The following is an 18,667-nucleotide window of genomic DNA, read 5'->3' as shown; positions in this document are numbered from 1 at the left end:
GTGCAGACGACTGATGCAGGGCGACCCGGGCCGAATCTTTGGCCGGACGAGACCCGGGCGCCCAGACCCCATCACCGCGAAGCGAGGAGCGGCCTTATGATCCCGAATCCGCCGCCGACCGTCCAGGCCAGCGTCCCGGAGCTTCGGGAACTGCCCGCCGACCTCGAGCCTTCCGCGTCCATCTCCCGGATGCTCAGGATGAGCCTCGCGACCTTCCACAACCATCGGCAGGCTGCCGTGGACCCGCTCCCCGCCTACCGGCTGGGGAATCGCTGGTTCGCGTCCCGCCGGGAAGTGCTCGCCTGGGTGGAGCGACGCTCAAGGCCCTATCGCGGCCCCGCCTCGGTCGTCGACGTGCCGCTCGCGTCCGCGACGGTGTAACGCGAAAAGGGGAGGCCGGCCCGCCACGGCCGCCTCCCCCGTATCACTTCGCCGAGGTGATTCTACGATGAATCCCGCCCGGATTCAACCGTCAGCTAGTGATCACATCCTGAACTTGAACTCCGAGCCTCGTCCCTGCCCGGTCTGCGGGCACGGGGCCCATTGCGTCGCCGCCGGCAACCGCAAGAGGACCTGGCGGTGCGACTCGACCGACTGCCGCGCCGAGTTCCGCGTCCTCGTCGAGAGCCGCGTCCCGGCGGAGGTGGGGGCTTGAGCATCCCCACGAAGCCCCGCCGCCCCCGGCCCGTCCAAGGGTCGGGGGAGCGGCGCACCCCGCCGTTGTGCCCCGGATGCGACCGAATCGCCCTGGCCATGGGCGTCTTCCGTGGCCGCGAGCACTACTACTGCGTTCATTGCGAGGCGGTGTATCCGATGCTTAACGCCCAGGGGGCGGGGGGCGACCGTTGAGCGCCACGCCTTACGACGCCGCATGCCTCGCGAAGCTGCTCGCCGCGCAGACCCTGAACGGGGAGTTGGCCGGCGTCAGCGACAGGTATCGCCCGTTGGCCGAGCGGCTCAACACCGTCCCGGGCCCCGATCGTCAGGCATTCTTCGACCAGGCCATGGCCTTCTCGTGGTCGGACGAGGAGGCCGCCGCGCTGACCAGGAGCATCGCCGACGTCGACCCTCGGGCGCCCGTCGCGCACGCCGCGGCGGACGATTGGGGCCCGATCCTCGGCGCGGAGCTGCCGCCGGTCGATCCCTTCCCGATCGACGTGTATCCCGCGTCGGTCGCGGAGTTCGTCCGGACCACGGCCCATTCGATCGGCTGTCCGGTGGACTTCCCCGGCCTCTTCGCGCTCACGGCCGCCGCCGGCGCGATCGGCCGGTCGGTCTCGCTCAAGCTCAAGGACGGCTACTTCGCCCGGTCGGCGATCTATGCGTGCGTCGTGGGGGAGCCCGGCGACGGCAAGACCGCCGCCCTCAACAAGGCGGCCGGGCCGATCCGGCACGCCGAGGAGGCCCTGAAGGCGGATTTCAAGGCCGAGATCGAGAGGTGGAAGCTGGCCTGCAATCCGACGGGACCTCCCCCCAAGCAGAAGACGCCGAAGCCGCCCAAGCCGAGGCGGCGGCGGCTGGCGGTCGACGACGCGACGATCGAGTCGCTGATCGTCCGGATGGCGAACAACCCTCGCGGCCTCGTGATGGTCCGCGACGAGCTGTCGGGCCTGTTCGCCGGCATGAACCAATACAAAGGCGGCAAGGGCAACGATCGGTCGGTCATCCTCAAGATTTGGTCGGGCGACGCCGTCCAGCGCGACCGGGTCCTGCAGGAGAGCGACGACTCGATCGACATCCCGTTCCCGATGATGTCGATCATGGGCGGCACCCAGCCCGACATGCTCGACGAGATGGTCGACGCCAAGGGCAGGGCGGACGGTTTCGTCGACCGATTCCTGTTCAGTTTCCCCGACCCCGTGCCCTGGTCGCGATGGTCCAAGCGAGGCGTCCCCGAGGACGTCGAGGCCGAGTGGAAGGACGTGATCGGCCGCCTCTTCGCCCGGCCGATGAACTTCAAGGACGGCCGCGACGTCCCGCACGTCGCCTTCTTCAGCAGTTCGGGAGAGGAGGCCTGGGAGCGCCTCCACAACGCCCACGTCGCCGAGGTCATGTCGCCGGGGTTCCAGCCGTCCATGGTGGGGCCGTGGGCCAAATTCAAGGAATACGCCGGAAGGCTGGCGCTCGTCCTGGCGCTGCTGGAGCACGCCGCCGACCCCGCCGCCGACCCGATGGTCGTCCCGGACGTTGACGAGAGGCACGTCGAGTCCGCCTGGAAGCTGGTCGGCTACTTCAAGGGCAACGCGCGGCGCGTCTTCGCGGCGTTGGCCAGGGGGAGCGTGAAGTCGGAAGGGCGGGCGATGCAGGCGGTCAAGGCCTGGATACGGTCCAAGCCTCGCACGACGTTCACGGCGTCCGACGTGAAGGATCAACGCAGGTGGATCGAGTATGACGACCTCTTGCCGACCCTCGATCGCCTCTGCCGGCTCAACTTCATCCGTCCCGTGAAGGGGGCGAAGACGGGGCGTCCGTCCAAGGCGTCCTTCGAGGTCAACCCCGCCGTCTACAACGCCACCCCGACGTCGAGAACGGGAGCCTGAGCCCATGGGAACGCGCGATCCGTTCACGGCCGTCGCCCCCCGGCCTCGATTCGACTGGAGCCTCCTGCGTGACCAGGTGGACATGGCCGTTGTGGCCGAGGCCCTGCTGGGCCAGCCGCATCGCCAGGAGTCGGGGCGGCTGCTGTGGCTGTGCCCGATCCATGCCGAGCGGACGCCCTCGTTCACGGTGCAGCCGGGCCGGCGCAACTGGAAGTGCTGGGGCTGTGGAGAGCAAGGCGATGCGGCCGACCTGGTGGGCAAGCTGGAGCACCTGACCTTCCCGCATTCAGCGCGGCGCGCGGCGGAGATCGCGGGCGTGCTCCTCCCCGACGGCGGATTCACGCCGCCCAGGCCGAGGCCTTCGCAGCCGCCACCGCAGCCCCCCCAGCCGTCGGGGCTGCCGGGAACGGACGCCACGCGACTGGTGGACGAGGCCGCCGCGCGGCTCTGGACCGACGCGGGGCGAGAAGCCCTGGAATACCTCCGAGGCCCGCGCGGGCTCCACGACGACTCGATCCGCGCCGCGAGGCTCGGCTGGACGCCGCCGGTCGCGGTGCCGACTCGGGACGGCAAGGTCTACCGGCCTTCGGGCGTCACTATCCCCTGGTTCGACAAGGGCCGCCTGGCGATGGTCAAGATACGCCAGGGGCCTGGGGCGAGGATGAAATACGCCGAGGTCTTCAGGGACCGCCCGGTCGCCTTCCCGTCGCTGGACGCCATCCGGCCGGGGCTGCCCCTGATCGTCTGCGAAGGCGAGTTTGACGCTGTGCTGCTGAACCAGGAGGTCGGCGACATGGCGGCCGTCGTCACCGTGGGGAGCGCCTCCACGGCCTTGACGCCTGGGCTCCTCAGGTCGCTGTTGCCCGCGACGCCCTGGTTCATCGCCGTCGACGCGGACCAGGCGGGGGATAAGTTCGCCGACGGCTGGCCGGCGCGGGCGGAACGGGTCCGACCCTTCGGCGGCGAGAAGGATTGGACCGACCTCCACGCCACCGGCCGCAATCGCATCCGGTATCACTGGCTGCCGCTGCTTGGCTTCAAGGCGAAGTGGGAAGACCTGGAGCCGCAACGGTGGGGCCCCGGCCTGTTGCCTGATCACGTGCTCGACGCCATGGACTCGGCCGCCGTGGCCGCGTCCTCGAGGGTCGCGTGAAGGCTCGGGACCGAACCCGGCGGTCGTTACGACAAACCCGCGTTTCCCGTAGGTTTCTCGTATGCGGGTCACGGCAAACTCAATCGACGCAAGACGTTTCCATTCAAGGAGAAGCGACACGGCGTGCCGAGTTTCTCGTAATTTTCGTAAGCCACCCTGGCGAGCGGGAATGACGAACGGTGGGCGTAAGAGACGGGACAAGGATGGAATATATAATATCATTCACACATTATGCCTCTTCAGCCGTGATTCCTTATTCCGGTTCCTAGGCGAGGTTACGAGAATTACGGGAAACTCCCCGCCGCAAGCCGCTTCCTGTTGGAACTCAAGGCTTTGCGACACCCGAGTAACACGTAAGGCCGCTACGATAAACCTACGGAAAACCCGCGTTTGTCGTAACCCACGAGGGAGCAAGGGTAGGGGGCGGAGGAATGTTGGGGAAGCAAGCCTGACGACCTCCCCGGCCCCCCTCGCGCGGAAAACGAGCGTCAAAAAACTTGATTCCTGCCCGGATGCGGCCGCATGCCCCCCCCCTGGATCGCCGCCGCAGGACCGTCTCCGAGGCCTCGAATCATGAAAGCGCACTCGCTCTAGCCCATGTTGAACGCCGTTACTTTTTTTATGACCATACAGCCAGAGGATTTGCGACGCGCCGCCCCGATTTCTTGAACGGACCCCCCTTAAAGGTAGGCGAGCATGTTCGTGGACAAGTACGAGCGAGTGGTCGAGGTGGCGGAGCCGATCGGGGTCGACGAGATGGCGATCGACCGGGCGCGGGACATCCACATGCTGACGATGGCCCGCCGCAAGGTCCCGTATCGTCTCATCGCCCGATACTTCGGCTGTTCGGTGGGCACGGTCCACAACCGCCTGAAGGGCATGCCGGCGGAGGCCAGGGAGCGATATGCGTCATTGGGCGGACTGGATTCCCTCTGACCACCGCAACGACGACCCGCACGCCGTCCCGATCTACGGGGCGCGGCCTTACTCGCGGGCGGACCTTCGGCCGGTCAGGCTGGTCGAGCCGAAGCGAGCCCCCGGCGCCCGCGACTCCGTCCTCCGTCGACCCTGGGAGCCCGCCCCGCGCGAGCACCGGCGGCACGGCGAGATGGGAGCCCCGGCCGAGACGCCGAGGGCCTGCCCGCACAACGGGCCGATCCTGATGGGTTCGGTCATCTACTGCGAGGAGTGCGCGAAGTACGGCCGCGACTACGACAAGCGGCTGGTCCGCGACCCCCGCACCGATCCCAAGCGAGAGCCCGCCCAGCCGATCGAGGACGATCCCGAGCCGACGAGGGCCGAGGACCGGAGCGACGGCGGGCGGAAGACCAGCGGCAAGATGGCCCGACGCCGCGCCCGCAAGCGGGCCGCGATGACGGGAGAGGCCGCTTGAGACAACCCCCGGCGGTGCCAAATGTCCATCCGGACGCGCGGAGCCCTCTCCGCCGGGGGTTTCTTCCACCAGGGCGGGGGGCGCGAAGTGTTCGAAGCCTTGGCGGTGATGGTCGGGATGGTGGCGGCTTCCATCGGGCTCTTGATCGTCGCCGCCGGGCCGGCCGACCGCGTGATCGACACGCCGGTGCCGACGCGGCCACGCCGTCCCCTGAAGCCCTCGTGACGCCCGCCGAGAAATGGGCCCTCCTGGCCTACGCGGCGGCGTGGGCGGGACGCGTCATCGGCTGCTGGTGGCGATGGAAGGAACAACGGCGACGCCGCTGACGGACCCAGGCGAGGCGACCCGATGAACTACGTCCAGCATTTGGACCGGATGCACACCGAGGCCCTGGAGGGCCGGAAGGCCGCCCAACACGCCGCCGAGGCCGCCGTCGCCGGGGCCGTGGCCGGCATCGTCGCGCTGGATAGCGACGCGAGCGCCGCCCGCGCCGGGGAACTGGCCGCCGTGGCGGTCCTGGCGTTCCGCGAGAGGCTCGCGCGGCCGTGAGCCGCCCCCCGACCCGCCGATCCGGCCCGCCGCCGGAGCGGACCTACAAGCCGAAGCCGCTCCCGCAGGAGTCCGGCCCGAGACAGCCCCGCCTCTACGACCGTCGCGACTGGCGGGGTAGCGGGCGGCGACTCGGCGCGAAGAACCTGAAGCTGCGGACCAACCCGCTCTGCGAGCGTTGCCTGATGTTCGGCGAGTACGTGCCGGCGGTCGACGTCCACCACAAGACCGACGTGGCCGACGCCCCCGAGCTGGCGTTCGACCAGGCCAACCTCGAGGCGCTGTGCAAGCAGTGCCACGGACGAGAGAGCAACAGGCGACAGCGACATGGGAGCCAAGGCCCACAACCCTAGACCGGCCGGTTCGTCGGGCCCCGCCGGCCTGGCGTCTCCAGCTCCTCCACCGGCGATCGCCGGCGCGATCGAGCCCGCCCACGGGCCGCTGAAGCCGGCCTCCGTCGAGGCCGATCTGGTGGCGTCCGCCGAATGGGATCGGCTCGTCGAGGCGCGGCCTTTCGACCCGGCCGAGGCCGGAACGCTCGGGGCCTACTGCACAACCGTCGCGTTGGCCGAGCGCCTTCGGGGCGAGATCCGCAACCTGCCCGAACTCTTCGTCACGAACATCGAGACCGGCGCGGTGAAGACCCACCCCGCCATCGGGACGCTGAACGCCGTCGAGCGGAACCTCGGGATGCTGGCGTCGCGGCTGGGGATCACCCCGGTCGACCGGAGCCGGGTCGCGAAGTCCAAGACGAAGGCCTCCGCCGCCGCGACCACCCCCACGCCGACAAAACTCGCCCGCTACATCAAGTGAACGACCCGCTCGCCAGGTTGGACCCGGACCGCTTCGACCCGATGCGGACGAAGTCCGACGACGAGGCCGTCCGGCTGGGGTACGTCTGGAGCAAGGAGAAGGCCCTCTACGTCCAGGGCTTCATCGAGGACAACTGTAAGCTCTACAAGGGCCGCTGGGCGGGCCAGCCCATGCGGCTGTTCGGCTATCAGCAGGACTTCATTTGGAGGCTCTACGGCTGGGTCCACCCCGACACCGGCCTGAGACGCGTCCGCGAGGCCTATTGGGAGGTCGGCAAGAAGAACGCGAAGTCGCCCACGATCGCGGCGCTGGGGCTCTATCACCTGATCGCCGACGGGGAGAACGCGCCGGAAATCTACATCAACGCGGCGGCGCGCTTCCAGACCAAGCCGGTCTACGACACCGTCAGCCAGATGGTGCGGCAGAACCCCGAGATGCTCGACATCCTGGAGCTGCGGCCGGGCACGAATCAGGTCCGCTACCCGGACAGGAACGGCAACATCTTCGCCAACTCGGCCGAGTCGGGGAGCAAGGACGGCGTCGAATCGAGCTGCACCATCTTCGACGAGCTGCACGCCCAGCCGAACCGCAAGCTCTGGGACGTCTTCCAGGGGGCCGGCAAGGCGAGGCTCCAGCCGCTCATCCTGAGCATCACGACGGCCGGCGAGCCGAGGCCCGAGCATCCCTGCTGGGTCCAGCACTGCCGCGCCCTGGCGGTCGAGAACGGCAGCCGGATCGACCCCCGGTTCCTCGGCGTGGTCCACGGGCCGCGCGAGAAGAACCCCGACATCAACGACCGTCGCGTCTGGCGGATGGCGAACCCGGCGATGGGGGCGATCTTCTCGGAGGACGACTTCGCGGCGGAGATCGAGAAGGCCAAGCGGGACGGGCCGTCGGCGTTGGCGGACTTCAAGCGTCGCCAGCTCAACATGTGGGTGAAGGGCTCGAATCTCTGGCTCGACATGGGGGTCTGGAACGAACAGCCGGGATGCCGGCCGCTCGAACGGGCGGAGCCGATCCCCGGCGCCCGGACCGACGACGAGATCGAGGAGAGCGGCGACATCTGGGCGGCCGGGCTCGACATGAGCGCCGGCGGGGACCTGACCGCCTACGTGCGGGTCGCCGGCAACCCGGAGAGCGGCGTCGACGTCCGCGCGTGGTTCTGGATTCCCGAGGCCACCGCGATCCAGCGGCAGCAGGAGGAAGGCCTCCCGTACCTCGACTACGCCGAGATGACCCACAACGGCTCGTCGGTGGTGTTCCTGATCCCCGGCGAGGTCATCAAAGAGAGCGTCATCCGCGACTTCATCATCGCCGACGCCGAGAGGCTCAACGGCAGGCTCCGCCGAGTCTACAGCGACCACTACCACGCCGAGGATGTCGGCGAGGCGTGCGTCGCGGCCGGCGTCGACTTCCAGTGGTTCAACCAGCGGCCGCTCGAGTTCACCCGGCCCCTGAAGACGATCGAGAACATGCTGGCCCGCCGGGTCCTCGCCCACGGCGACCACCCCCTCCTGAATTACTGCGCGTCGAACGCGGCCATCCTCAAGACGTCCGCCAACGAGAATCGCCAGCTCGACAAGGGCCGGAGCGGCGGCCGGATCGACGGGATGGTCGCGCTGGCCGAGGCACTCGCGGGGCTGATGGACCTGATCGGCTATGACGGCGACGGCGGCGAAGAGGCCCGGAAGCCCGGACCCATCGAGTCCGGGAAAATCGAGTGGTTCTACGCATGAGTCGGATGCTCCCCCGCAAGTCGCTCGCCGCCCCCGCCTCGCTCGTCGAGGAGAGGGCCGAGGGCGCCGTCGACGCTATCGACTGGTCGCTCCGCCGCCAGGGCATGGGCGGCTTCCCCGGCCAGTCGGGCGGGGTCGCCGTCAATCCCAGGGCGATGATGGGGCTCCCGGCCATCCGGCGCTGCATCGACGCGATCGCCGGCGACCTCGCCGGCATGCCGCTCGAGCTGCTGAAGATCGACCCCGAGACCGGCGAGAAGAAGCCGGCGAAGCGGCATCGCTGCTACTACCTCTTCCGGCGCTCGCCCGACTACGGCGACCGGACGCCGATGAGGTTCCGCCAGGCCCTCATGGGCCACGTCCTGGGGTGGGGCAACGGCTACGCCGAGATCATCCCGTCCGTCGACTCGAATCGCACCTACCTCAGCCTCCTGGACCCCTCGGCGGTGCGGGTGGACCCCAGCCCGGACGGGCTCGCTTACCGGGTCGGGAGCCGCGCGGTCGGCCGCGACTCCATGCTCCACGTCGCCGGCCTGGGCTTCGACGGGATCAGCGGCTACTCGCCGCTCTACCTCCACGCCGAGACCATCGGCCTCAGCCTGGCGATGGTCCGCTTCGGCTCGTCGTTCATGGCCAACGGGGCGTTCGCGGGCGGGTGGCTCAAGCTGACGGGCGACTGGAAGAAGGAGGCCCGCGCCGAGCTGGTCGAGGCCTTCCAGTCGATGCACGGCGGGCCGTCGCGCGCCGGCAAGTGGGGCGTCCTCCCCATCGGCGTCGACGTCGTCAAGGCCACCGTCGACCCCAACGCGGCGCAGTTCGCCGAGTCGCGGCAGTTCCAGCTCCTGGAAGCTTGCCGCATCTTCGGCGTGCCGCCCGACCGCGTCGGCGACTACTCGGAGATGCACTACAGCACCGTCGAGGCGACCTTCCGGAGCTACGTCCAGACGACGTTGTTCCCCTGGGCCAGGGCCTTCGAGGAGTCCTTGAACCTGCGGCTGCTCACCGAGAAGGAGCAGGAGGCGGGCTACGCCTTCCGCCACGACTTCGACGCCTTCCTCCGCGCCGACGCGGCCACCCGCGCCCGGCTCTGGGACAGCTTCATCAAGAACGGCGTCGCCAACCCCAACGAGATCCGGGCCGAGGAAGGCTGGGACCGCCGCAAGGACCCGGCCGGCGACCAGTACCTCCAGCCGCTCAACATGCTCCCGAGCGGGCCTGGCGCCGAGGAGCCCGAACCGGAGCCCGAGCCCGAGCCGGCCCCGAAGAAGCCAGCCAGGTCGAGGAGGACCAAGTCATGAGCGCCCCCGGCCATGGGGTCGCGAGGGCGAGGATGACCGCCGCCGCGACGGGCGGGACGTTCGGCGATCCGTCGAGATCGGGCCGCGCGGTCCTGCTGCGGAACGTGGCGGGGCGCTGGGTCGCGACCGGCGAAGAGGTCGAGGTGGTCCACGACCACGAGCCCCCCGTGCCGGCCGGGGCTCGGGTCGCCCTGGCGTTCGTCCGGGGCGAATATCACATCGTCGCCAGATCCTTCGAGTAATCCCGTCATGAGCATCCTGACCAGCACCGAAGCGCGGATGCGGGCGGATCACCACGCCTGGCTCCGGGCGGCGAATCGGTACACGCCCGGCGAACCGCCGCCGAGCCTCAAGGGCTACGCCGCCCGCTACGAGTCGTGGACGACGCTCTACAGCGTCCCCGGCTACGAGGTCCGCGAGATCCTCCGACGGGGGGCCTTCCGGAACGCGCTGGCCCGCCCCGACCTCGACGTCCGGGCGCTGATCAACCACGACCCCAACCAGGTCATCGGCCGCTCGACTTCCGGCACCCTCAAGGTCTGGGAGGACGACGACGGCCTGGCGGTCGACATCCAGCCCCCCGACACCACGCTCGGGCGCGACCTGGCGACCCTCGTGGGCCGCGAGGACATGAACCAGATGTCCTTCGCGTTCCTGCCCCTCGACGACTCGGCCGAGAAGACGACCGTCCGCGAGTCCCCCGGGATGACGCTCGTCGAGATCGAGGTCTTCGACGTCGGCCGCCTGCTGGACGTCTCCGTCGTCACCTTCCCCGCCTACCGGGACACGTCGATCGGGCTCCGGTCCGACGGCGCGGCCCGCATCCTCCGAAAGGCTTTCGTGGCCCAGAAGCGGGCCGAGCTGGCAGCGTTGATCCGTCGGACCGCGGAGGCCTGACGGCCCGTTCCCTGACCCTGAGAGAGGCAAACATGCCGACCGCCATCCAGTATCGCGAGCGGGCCGCGGAAGCCCAGGCCCGGACCGAAGAGATCCTGACCCGCATGGAGTCGGGGGAGGGGCCGCCGTCCGCCGAGGACAACGAGGCCCTCGCCGCCGCCATGAGCGACGTCGCCGAGAACGAGCGCCTGGCCGACGAGGCCGACGAGCGCGCGCGGTCCGTCGCCGAGTCGCGGGCCCGCCTGGAGCAGGCCCGGGCGCAGCGGCGCGGCCCCGGCCGCTCGATGGACCGTTCGATCGTGAACACCTTCGACGGCCGCCCGATGCCGCACAGCGACCCGAACAACACCCGCAACGGCCGCCACGAGTATTCGCTGGTGCGCGGCATGTACCACGCCACGATGATCGCCCGCGACCCGTACTACGTCGCCGACGGCCTGGAGGGCGAGACCCACCAGGAACTGCGGGCGATCAAGCCCACCGGCGCGCGGGGCTTCCTGCTCCCCTGGGACGCGCCGCTCGCCCGCAAGCGGGCCGCCGACACGACCACCTGGGCGGGCACCATCCAGACGTCCGTCATGGGGACGCTGATCGACCTGCTGCGCCCCAAGCTCCCGCTGGCCCGCCTCGGCGCCAAGGTGCTGACCGGCCTCGACGGGCCGTTCACGATGCCCAAGAAGACCTCGGCCCCGACCGCCGCGTGGATCGCCGAGGGGTCCAGCCTGACGCCCGGCCAGGCGGCCGTCGGCAACGTGGCGTGGACGCCGAAGACCGTCGGCGCGTCCACCGAGATCACCCGCAAGCTCCTGATCTCGTCGTCCTCCAACTTCGACGTCCAGGAGATGGTCGAGGACGACCTGACCGACGCCATCGCGCAGCAACTCGACATCGCGGCGATCAACGGGTCGGGCACCGGGGCGCAGCCGCTGGGCATCCTCCAGCGCGGCGGCACGGTCAACAGCATCGCCATGGGGACCAACGGCGGCCCGCTGACGTGGAAGGTGCTCAACCAGGTCGTCGGCAAGGTCGAGGGGGCCAACGCCCCCGCCGACAAGCGGGGCTGGCTGATCAACCCCACGACGCTCGCCTGGATGGGCGGCACCCCCCGCGAGACCGGCCAGCCCAAGTACCTCTGGGATGCCGACAACCCGAACTTCCCGATCGCGGCCTACCGGGCCGAGACCACCACGAACCTCCCGAACAACCTGACCAAGGGGTCCGGGACCAACCTCAGCGCCCTGATCTTCGGCAACTGGTCCGAGCTGATCTTCGCCCTCTTCAGCGGCATCGACGTCGTGGTCAACCCGTACTCGCTCGACCTGTCGGGCGGCATCCGGATCACCGCGTTCCAGGACTGCGACATCAACCTCCGCTACCCCGAGGCGTTCTGCTTCATCTCCGACCTCACCACGGTCTGAGTCGGCGTCCTCCGCCCCCCGGGACCGCCCCGGGGGACTCTTCCCGCACCGTTCATCGCAAGGGGTCGAACGATGTCAGAGATCATCAAGGGCGAGGACGCGGCCGGTCGTCCCGTGGAGTTCGTCGCGCCCGCCGTCGCGGGCGACCGCACCGACAACCTGGTCAGGGTGAAGATGCTCAGGCCCCGCCTGGTGGGCTCGCACAACTATCAGCCGGGCGACGAGTTCGAGGTCGACGCCGCCGTCGCGGCGGAGATCCAGCGCGCCGGCGACGGGATCGCCGAGGTCAAGACCGTCCACGGCCAGTACATCCCGCCTTCCGACGGCGTCCATCCCGTCGACCCGCGCCTGATCCCCGCGCCGGAGTCCCCGCCGCCCCCGCCGGAGGCCACGGGCGAGGTCCGCACCAACCCGCCCCGCCCGGCCCCCAGCGCCGGCCAGCCCGAGCCGGGGCAGGAGAAGGCCGTCGACTACAAGGAAGGGCCGGCCAAGCCCGCGTCGCCCAAGGCTCCGCCGGCCGCCCCGGCGAAGCCGTCCGACGCGAAGTGACGGCCCCGCGCGGCCCATCGCGCCCGGCCCGATCGCGAGCCGGGCGGCCATCCATCCCGCGAGACCACCGGAGGCCGATCCATGCGAGTCCAGTTGCTTAAGACCGCCTACGTCGGCGACAGGCTGTACACGGTGCCCACGAGGACCGTCAAGGGCGCCGACGTCTTCGTCCCCATCGAGGTCGACATCCCCGACGAGGGGGCCAAGGCCCTCGTCGAGGCCGGCACCGCCAGGCCCGTCGCCCCCGCCGTCCGCAACGCCGCCTCCGACGCCCCCTCTCGGGCCCGGAAGGCCGTCGCCCCGGCCCCCGCCAAGCCCGTCGTCGAGACGCCGACCGAACCCTTCGCCCCCGAGGCCTGACCCGTGCGCACCGTCGTCGTCGCCCCGCCCGCGTCGCTCCCGGTCTCGATCGAGGAGGCGAAGCGCCACGCCCGCATCCCGACCGACCTGACGGACGACGGGACCGACCAGCACCTCGACATGCTCATCCGCGCGGCCACGTCGAAGCTGGAGGCGATGGTCGACCGGGCCCTCGTCACCCAGACGCTGGAGACCACCTACGTCGGCCCGATCGGCGATCGCTGGCGGACGAGCGGGGCGGGGGGCGTGAGCGACGGCTCGTGGCGGCTCCCGCGCGCCGACGTGACGGAGATCGTCTCCGTCGGCTACCTGGACCGCTCCGGCGTCGCCCAGGCCATCGATCCCGCGCTGTATCGATCCGACCTCGGCGCGCCGGGCAGGCTGTTCCGCCCGTCCGGCGTCGCGTGGCCGTCGGGCGAGTCGCTGTCCGTCCGCTACGTCGCCGGGTACGGCGGCCCCGAGGACGTGCCGGCCGACGCCAAGCTCATCATCTGCATCCTCGTGGCCGAGTGGTACGGCCGCCGCGAGATGACGGCGCAGGGGCAGTTCTCCGAGCTGCCGAAGCGGGTGGACGCCCTGGCCGACTCGCTCCGCTGGGGGGGCTACCCGTGATCGACCCCGGCCAGATGCGGACCCGGCTCGTCTATGAGGAGCCCACGCCGACCGGGCTCTACGACGAGCACGGAGACCCCGTCGAACCGTGGACCGCCCGCTTCGAATTCTGGGCGCGGGTGCGGCCGGTCAAGGGCTCCGAATCCATCCAGGCGGGGCAGGCCGCCGGCTCCCGCTCCCACGAGATCGTCTGCCGCTGGCGCCCCGGCTTCACGATCGACGGCCGCCTCCGATTCAAGCTGGAGCCCGATCGCGCGATGCAGATCGAGTCCATCGTGGATTGGGAGGAGCGGCGGGCGGAGCTGACCATCACGGCGACGGAGGAGGCTTGAACTTGGTCGGCATCCGCCCGCTGGGTATCCCGGTCGCGCTGGGCGCGCCGCCGGGCGCGAGCATCGAGATCGAGGCCGGGCCGGAGACTCTCCGCGCCGCCGTCCGCGCGATGCTCCGCGACGCCCCGGCCGTCTTCGAACTCGTGGGCGAGCGCATCCGCTTCGCGGCCTCCAAGCAGAGGGACGCGACGCCCCGGATCACCTACACCGTCCCCAGCTCCCAGGCCTGGTCCGACCTCGACGGCGCGACCGGCACCGACGAGGCCCGCGTCCGGGTCTCCGCGTGGGCCGACGGCTCCGTGCGGGCCGAGGCCCTCGCCGCCGCCGTCCGCGCCGCCCTCGACGGGTTCAAGGGCCAGGTGGGGCGGGTCTGGGTCGAGTCGGCCGCGTGGCTCCAGGACGTCGACCTCCCCGAGCCCTCGCGAGGCGGCCGGGACGCCTCGATCTACCAGATCGCCAGCGACTTCTCGTTCATCTACCGCCTTCCCTGACCGTTGGAGGTCCAAGCCGTGGCCGAGCACGTATCCAAGGACACGCAATTCTTCGTGGACAAGCTCGGGACCGGCGTCACCTTCGTCCAGGTGACCCAGGTCCGCTCGATCCAGCACGGCGACCGCTCCGTGCCGGTGGTCGAGTTCTCCGACCTCGACGCGACCACCCTCCGCCGCCGGCCGGGCCTACCCGACCCCGGCACGATCACGCTGGAGCTGAACTACGACCCCGCCGACGTCGAGCACAAGCACCTGGAGGACCAGGTCGACGCCCCGGAGGTGCTCAACTTCCGCGTCCGGTTCGGCCAGAACAGCCCCGCCCAGCTCCGCACGTTCCCGGGCTTCGTGACCGGGTTCGACAGCGGCGGCGGCGAGAACCAGGACGCCCTCCCCGCCACCGTCACCATCCAGTTGTCTGGGAAGCCGGTCCCGTCCGTCGAGACGGGAGACTGACGCCGGCCCCCCCCCGCCGCGATCCATCGACGCATCCGAGGAGCATCACGCATGGCCCTGACCCGAGATTCGTTCCTGAACTTCGACGCCGGGTCCCTGAAGCCCGAGAAGGTCGAAGTGCCGATCCTGGGCGGCTGCTGCTACGTGCGGCGGCTCAGCGCCGGGGAGCGGGACGCGCTGGAGAACCGCATCCAGCGCCGCAAGGGCCGCAACGCCCGCGCGGAGATCGTCGCGGCCGTCGCCGTGGACGAGAACGGTAAGCGGCTGTTCGGCTCCTCCGACGTGGAAGACCTGGCGAAGCTGCCGGTCTCCGCGCTGGAGCCCATCGTGAACGCTCACCTGGAAGTCAACGCGATGAGCGCCGACGACCTCGCGGACCTCGAGGGAAACTGAAGCGGCGTCCCAGCTCGCGGTTCCCGTTCGAACTGGCGATCGACCAGGGGCTCCCCCTGGCCGCCGTCATGAGGATGGAGCCGTGGGAGTGGGACGCCTTCCGGGCGTACTACCGGGCCGTGCCACGCTTCGACCCGTGGTGGGCGATGGCGCGGGTCTGCCAGGTCGTGGCCGAGCAGCTGGGCGGCAAGGAAGTGCCGCTCGAAACGTTCCTGCCGAAGGTCGAGGTCGTGAAGCCCGGCCGCCGCCGCCGGCGCAAGCCGAAGCGGCGTTCGATGACCGTCGAGGACTTCGACCGGGCCATGGGGCTCTGAGATGGCGAAGCCGAGGGTTCGAGGGCTGTCCCAGCTCAAGCGGCGGTGCAAGGCCGTCTCTCGCGGCGTGGCCGTCGCGGTCGACGCCGGGGTGGTCGACGGGGCCGAGGCGATCGCCGCCGACGCCAGGACGCGGGCCCCCGTCGACAGCGGGGAGCTGAGGGACGCGATCAAGGTGGAGCATCCGCCCCGCCTGGGCTCGCGCTCCGAGGCCGTGGTGGTCGTCGACCCGGCGGACATCGAGGGGGACTATCACCCCGCCTACGCCGAGTTCGGCACTTCGAAGATGCCGGCGCGGCCGTTCCTGACGCCCGCCGCCGACGCCGGCCGCCGGACCATCCTCCGCCGGGTGGCCGCGCGCGCGAGGCGGGCGCTGAATCGCAAGGGAGGCTGATCCGTGGCGGTACTGTCCCGGCTGATGGTCCCGATCGGCGGCGATTCGACCGGCCTCGCGCGCGAGCTGGCGAAGTCGTACAGGCTGGCCGAGACCTGGTCCAACGCGATCGGCCCGCAGGTGGACCGCGCCTTCGGGAGCATCGCCAAGAGGGCGGCGCCCCTGCGGGTCCTCGACCGCGCGCTGGGGGCGGTGGGCAAGGGGACGGAGATGGCCCGCCTCGCGATCTCCGCCGGGGACGCATACCGCGCCGTCGGCCGGCTGGGCAACGGGTTCTCCCGGCTCCGGCTGGCCTTCACCTTCAACGCGGCCAAGGCCGACGAGCTGCGGGACCGGGTCGCCCGGTCGTCGTCGGCGCTCGACGCCATGCGGGCCTCGAGCCTCCGCCTGCGGTGGAGCCTGCTGAAGGTCGACGTCGCGACGTTCGTCGCCAAGCTCGCCGTCGTCGCCGGCAAGGTGAGCTGGGACGTCGTCGCGGGCGTCGGCCGCGTGACGGCCGGGCTGACCTCGATGGGCGCCGGCGCCGTCGAGGCCGGATGGGCCATTGCGACCATCCCCGTCAACGTCGGCCGCGCCGCCAAGTCCCTCTGGGCGTGGGCGGCGGCGGCGAAGGGGTCGGCCGTCCGCACCGTCGAGGCGGCGTCGGCCCTGTTCCACGCCGGACGCGCCGTCGGCGGCGTGATGGAGCTCGCCGGGGGGCTCAAGGCGATGGGCTCCGGCGCGATCGGCGCCGCCCACGGGTTGCTCCAGGTCGGCGTCGGGGTGGCGAAGATCGGCTGGAACGCCGCCGTCGCGGGGGCGTCCGCGCTGACGAAGGGGCTCTGGTCCGTGGTCTCCACGGCGACCTCCGCCGCCCTGGCGATCGGCAAGGTCGCGGCCGTGGTCGGCGTCGTGACCGTCGCCCTGGGCGTGAAGGCCGCCTCGTCGGCCGCGCGGCTGGAGGAGACCTACAACAAGGTCCGCCAGACCTTCGGCGACCACGCCGACGGGATGCTGGAGGAGTCCCGCAAGATGTCCGCCGCCTTCGGCGTGATGGAGCGGGAGTTCCTCGACGGCTCCACCGCCATCGGCTCGATGCTCAAGGGCATGGGCTACGCGCAAGACGACGCCGCCAGGCTGGGGACCAACCTCGCGAAACTGGCGGCCGACTCCCGGGCCTTCCGCGACGTCGACCTCGAGACGGCCCTCCAGAAGATCCGCAGCGGCCTCAGCGGCGAGGCGGAGCCCCTGAAGGAGTGGGGCATCCTCATCGACGAGAACACGGTGAAGGCTTACGCCTACCAGGCCGGCATCGCGGCGGTGGGGAGCGAATTGACGGCCGCCCAGAAGGTGCAGGCCCGGATGGCGCTCATCACCCAGGGGCTGGCCGACGACATGGGGGCGCTGTCGCGCGAGGCGACCGGCCCGGCCGCGCAGATGGCCGAGTTCTGGGGGCGGGTCCGCTCGCTCACGGACGCCGTGGGGTCGACCCTCGCCCCGATCGTGGGCCGGGCGCTGGAGAGCATCAACGCCTGGCTGCTGGTCCTGACCGACTCGTGGGGCCCGCTGTCGTCGGCCGCCGTGGAGTTCTGGACGTGGCTGACGGAGGCCGTCTCCGGCTTCGTCACCGGGGCCGGCGGCGGGCTGCTGGGCTGGGGGAAGTCCGTGTTCGACTTCTTCGAGATGGCCGGGGCCCCCACCATGCTCTGGAACACCGCGTTGGCCCTGATCGGCAACACCGTCCAGGGGCTGGGCCTGGCGTGGAACCTCCTGACGACCGGGTTCCTCAAGGGCGTGGGCCTGATGGTCTCGTGGATCGGCAAGCTGGTCGGGGCCTTCGACTGGCTCCTCGAGTCCATCGGGATGGCCAGCACCGGGAGCGGGGAATACCTCGCCCGCATGTCGGACAAGATCGGCGGGCTGGCGCGGGTCCAGGCCGAGAAGTTCGGCGAGGCGTGGCAGCGTGAGTGGCAGGGCGGGGCGTTCGCCGAGGCGGTCAACGGCGGGATCGCCGACGCCTATTCGACCCTGACCGACGGCGCGCAGGGGGCCCTCGCGAAGGTCAACTCCGCCTACGACGCCGCCGTGGCGAAGATCGCCGCCGCGCGGGCGGAGATGGCGAAGCCCCTGGCGTTCAACGCCGCCGCCCCGAAAGACCTCTACGACACCGCGAAGGACCCGAAGGCTTCGAAGCGGGACTCGTTCGCGTCGGCGATGGCCTTCGGGTCGAAGGAGGCGCGCGAGACCGTCCTGCGGACCCGCCACGGCGGGGGCGGCAAGGCGGCGGAGAAGACCGAGGCGAACACCAAGCAGACCGCCGTCGCCGCCAGGGCGTCGGTGGACGTGCTCAAGCTCGTCGACGGCAAGCTCGGCCAACTGCTGGGCAAGGTCGGGACCGACGCGGGCGAACTGATCTTTTGAGGGACCGACCGTGCCAGTCACCAAGATCACCCAGAAGATAGACGGGCTGTCCGGCGGGTGGAGCCTGGACGGCGGCTTCAATCTGGCCGTGTCGGTCTACATTCAGTGCACGCCGGGGACCGACCCGGAGGCCATGTTGCGGTCGTTGGGCCTGCCGGTCGGGGCTACCTACCGCTTCCCGCTGACGGGGACGCCCACGGCGACGAATCCCAGGCTGTTCCTCGAAAGCATCTCCATCGACTCGGTGGACGGCGACGGCGCGGGCGCGCACCTGACCGCTAAGTTCACCCCCGCCGACCCGTCGAAGGACGATCGGGGGCCGGTGGACGAGCACGGCAACCGCGATCCGTTCGCCGCGCCGCCGAAGCTGCGATGGGCCACGGAGGCCGAGGAGTTCGCCGTCACCCACGACAAGGCCGGCCAGCCGATCCTTAACGCGGCCGGCGAGCCCTACGAGTCCGGCGTGGTGATTCCCCTGTCCACGCCGATCGCCGTCGTCTCCCGGCTGGCCCGCGAGTTCGACGAGGCGTGGCTCGACGTCTACAAGGGCCGCATCAACTCCGTCCCGTGGA

Annotated in this window: 26 protein-coding genes; all 26 read left to right on the top strand. The window is 70.6% G+C overall.

Translation table 11 applies throughout. From position 1 onward, the window contains the following. The first annotated feature begins 96 nt into the window (after positions 1–96). Positions 97–381 carry a helix-turn-helix domain-containing protein gene (locus tag WG209_RS24195; protein ID WP_337177681.1) on the top strand — a complete coding sequence of 95 codons (285 nt, stop codon included), beginning with the start codon at positions 97–99 and terminating at the stop codon, positions 379–381. A gap of 67 nt (positions 382–448) precedes the next feature. Further along, entirely contained in the window at positions 449–655 is a 207-nt protein-coding gene (locus WG209_RS24190; protein WP_337177680.1) for a hypothetical protein, read from the top strand. A gap of 190 nt (positions 656–845) precedes the next feature. After that, positions 846–2,540, top strand: a complete 1,695-nt coding sequence (locus tag WG209_RS24185) for a DUF3987 domain-containing protein (RefSeq protein ID WP_337177679.1) — start codon at positions 846–848, stop codon at positions 2,538–2,540. Positions 2,541–2,544: 4 nt separating this feature from the next. Further along, entirely contained in the window at positions 2,545–3,693 is a 1,149-nt protein-coding gene (locus tag WG209_RS24180; RefSeq protein WP_337177678.1) for a CHC2 zinc finger domain-containing protein, read from the top strand. Between the two features lie 696 nt (positions 3,694–4,389). Next, on the top strand, positions 4,390–4,629 hold the full coding sequence (locus WG209_RS24175) for a hypothetical protein (protein ID WP_337177677.1): 240 nt from the start codon (positions 4,390–4,392) through the stop codon (positions 4,627–4,629). After that, entirely contained in the window at positions 4,598–5,086 is a 489-nt protein-coding gene (locus WG209_RS24170) for a hypothetical protein (protein WP_337177676.1), read from the top strand. The genes WG209_RS24175 and WG209_RS24170 overlap by 32 nt, the downstream gene beginning before the upstream one ends. Positions 5,087–5,173: 87 nt before the next feature. Next, the gene (locus tag WG209_RS24165; protein WP_337177675.1) at positions 5,174–5,311 is read left to right on the top strand and encodes a hypothetical protein; all 138 of its coding nucleotides are present in this window, start codon (positions 5,174–5,176) and stop codon (positions 5,309–5,311) included. Between the two features lie 123 nt (positions 5,312–5,434). Then, the gene (locus WG209_RS24160; RefSeq protein WP_337177674.1) at positions 5,435–5,635 is read left to right on the top strand and encodes a hypothetical protein; all 201 of its coding nucleotides are present in this window, start codon (positions 5,435–5,437) and stop codon (positions 5,633–5,635) included. Beyond that, entirely contained in the window at positions 5,632–5,988 is a 357-nt protein-coding gene (locus WG209_RS24155) for an HNH endonuclease signature motif containing protein (RefSeq protein WP_337177673.1), read from the top strand. The genes WG209_RS24160 and WG209_RS24155 overlap by 4 nt, the downstream gene beginning before the upstream one ends. Beyond that, positions 5,963–6,448 (top strand): P27 family phage terminase small subunit, encoded by a 486-nt coding sequence (locus WG209_RS24150; protein ID WP_337177672.1) that lies wholly within the window; start codon positions 5,963–5,965, stop codon positions 6,446–6,448. The genes WG209_RS24155 and WG209_RS24150 overlap by 26 nt, the downstream gene beginning before the upstream one ends. Beyond that, entirely contained in the window at positions 6,445–8,184 is a 1,740-nt protein-coding gene (locus WG209_RS24145; RefSeq protein WP_337177671.1) for a terminase large subunit, read from the top strand. Before WG209_RS24150 ends, WG209_RS24145 begins: the two co-directional genes overlap by 4 nt. Then, positions 8,181–9,482: a phage portal protein gene (locus WG209_RS24140; protein WP_337177670.1), complete on the top strand. Its 1,302-nt coding sequence runs from the start codon at positions 8,181–8,183 to the stop codon at positions 9,480–9,482. The genes WG209_RS24145 and WG209_RS24140 overlap by 4 nt, the downstream gene beginning before the upstream one ends. Next, the gene (locus WG209_RS24135) at positions 9,479–9,724 is read left to right on the top strand and encodes a hypothetical protein (RefSeq protein WP_337177669.1); all 246 of its coding nucleotides are present in this window, start codon (positions 9,479–9,481) and stop codon (positions 9,722–9,724) included. The genes WG209_RS24140 and WG209_RS24135 overlap by 4 nt, the downstream gene beginning before the upstream one ends. Positions 9,725–9,731: 7 nt before the next feature. Then, positions 9,732–10,379 (top strand): HK97 family phage prohead protease, encoded by a 648-nt coding sequence (locus WG209_RS24130; RefSeq protein WP_337177668.1) that lies wholly within the window; start codon positions 9,732–9,734, stop codon positions 10,377–10,379. Positions 10,380–10,411: 32 nt separating this feature from the next. Beyond that, positions 10,412–11,797, top strand: coding sequence for a phage major capsid protein (locus tag WG209_RS24125; RefSeq protein WP_337177667.1), 1,386 nt, complete (start codon positions 10,412–10,414; stop codon positions 11,795–11,797). Between the two features lie 72 nt (positions 11,798–11,869). Next, positions 11,870–12,346 carry a hypothetical protein gene (locus WG209_RS24120; protein ID WP_337177666.1) on the top strand — a complete coding sequence of 159 codons (477 nt, stop codon included), beginning with the start codon at positions 11,870–11,872 and terminating at the stop codon, positions 12,344–12,346. 81 nt (positions 12,347–12,427) lie between these two features. Continuing rightward, entirely contained in the window at positions 12,428–12,706 is a 279-nt protein-coding gene (locus WG209_RS24115; RefSeq protein ID WP_337177665.1) for a hypothetical protein, read from the top strand. Positions 12,707–12,709: 3 nt separating this feature from the next. Next, positions 12,710–13,318: a head-tail connector protein gene (locus WG209_RS24110; protein WP_337177664.1), complete on the top strand. Its 609-nt coding sequence runs from the start codon at positions 12,710–12,712 to the stop codon at positions 13,316–13,318. Further along, positions 13,315–13,650: a phage head closure protein gene (locus tag WG209_RS24105; protein WP_337177663.1), complete on the top strand. Its 336-nt coding sequence runs from the start codon at positions 13,315–13,317 to the stop codon at positions 13,648–13,650. The genes WG209_RS24110 and WG209_RS24105 overlap by 4 nt, the downstream gene beginning before the upstream one ends. 2 nt (positions 13,651–13,652) lie before the next feature. Next, positions 13,653–14,141 (top strand): DUF3168 domain-containing protein, encoded by a 489-nt coding sequence (locus WG209_RS24100; protein ID WP_337177662.1) that lies wholly within the window; start codon positions 13,653–13,655, stop codon positions 14,139–14,141. Between the two features lie 18 nt (positions 14,142–14,159). Then, positions 14,160–14,594 (top strand): phage tail tube protein, encoded by a 435-nt coding sequence (locus tag WG209_RS24095; protein ID WP_337177661.1) that lies wholly within the window; start codon positions 14,160–14,162, stop codon positions 14,592–14,594. A gap of 51 nt (positions 14,595–14,645) precedes the next feature. Beyond that, complete coding sequence (locus WG209_RS24090) at positions 14,646–14,987, top strand: hypothetical protein (RefSeq protein ID WP_337177660.1); 342 nt, start codon at positions 14,646–14,648, stop codon at positions 14,985–14,987. Between the two features lie 68 nt (positions 14,988–15,055). After that, positions 15,056–15,301 (top strand): hypothetical protein, encoded by a 246-nt coding sequence (locus tag WG209_RS24085; protein WP_337177659.1) that lies wholly within the window; start codon positions 15,056–15,058, stop codon positions 15,299–15,301. A 1-nt stretch (position 15,302) separates the two neighbouring features. Then, positions 15,303–15,695, top strand: coding sequence for an HK97-gp10 family putative phage morphogenesis protein (locus WG209_RS24080; protein ID WP_337177658.1), 393 nt, complete (start codon positions 15,303–15,305; stop codon positions 15,693–15,695). A gap of 3 nt (positions 15,696–15,698) precedes the next feature. After that, positions 15,699–18,095 carry a hypothetical protein gene (locus WG209_RS24075; protein ID WP_337177657.1) on the top strand — a complete coding sequence of 799 codons (2,397 nt, stop codon included), beginning with the start codon at positions 15,699–15,701 and terminating at the stop codon, positions 18,093–18,095. 10 nt (positions 18,096–18,105) lie between these two features. Next, on the top strand, positions 18,106–18,667 hold a 562-nt coding region (locus WG209_RS24070), incomplete at its 3' end, for a hypothetical protein (protein ID WP_337177656.1).

Source organism: Paludisphaera sp. (assembly GCF_037189885.1).
Classification (GTDB): Bacteria; Planctomycetota; Planctomycetia; order Isosphaerales; family Isosphaeraceae; genus Paludisphaera.
The sequence above is the reverse complement of the archived record's forward strand: the minus strand, read 5'-3'. Positions and strand labels throughout refer to the sequence as shown.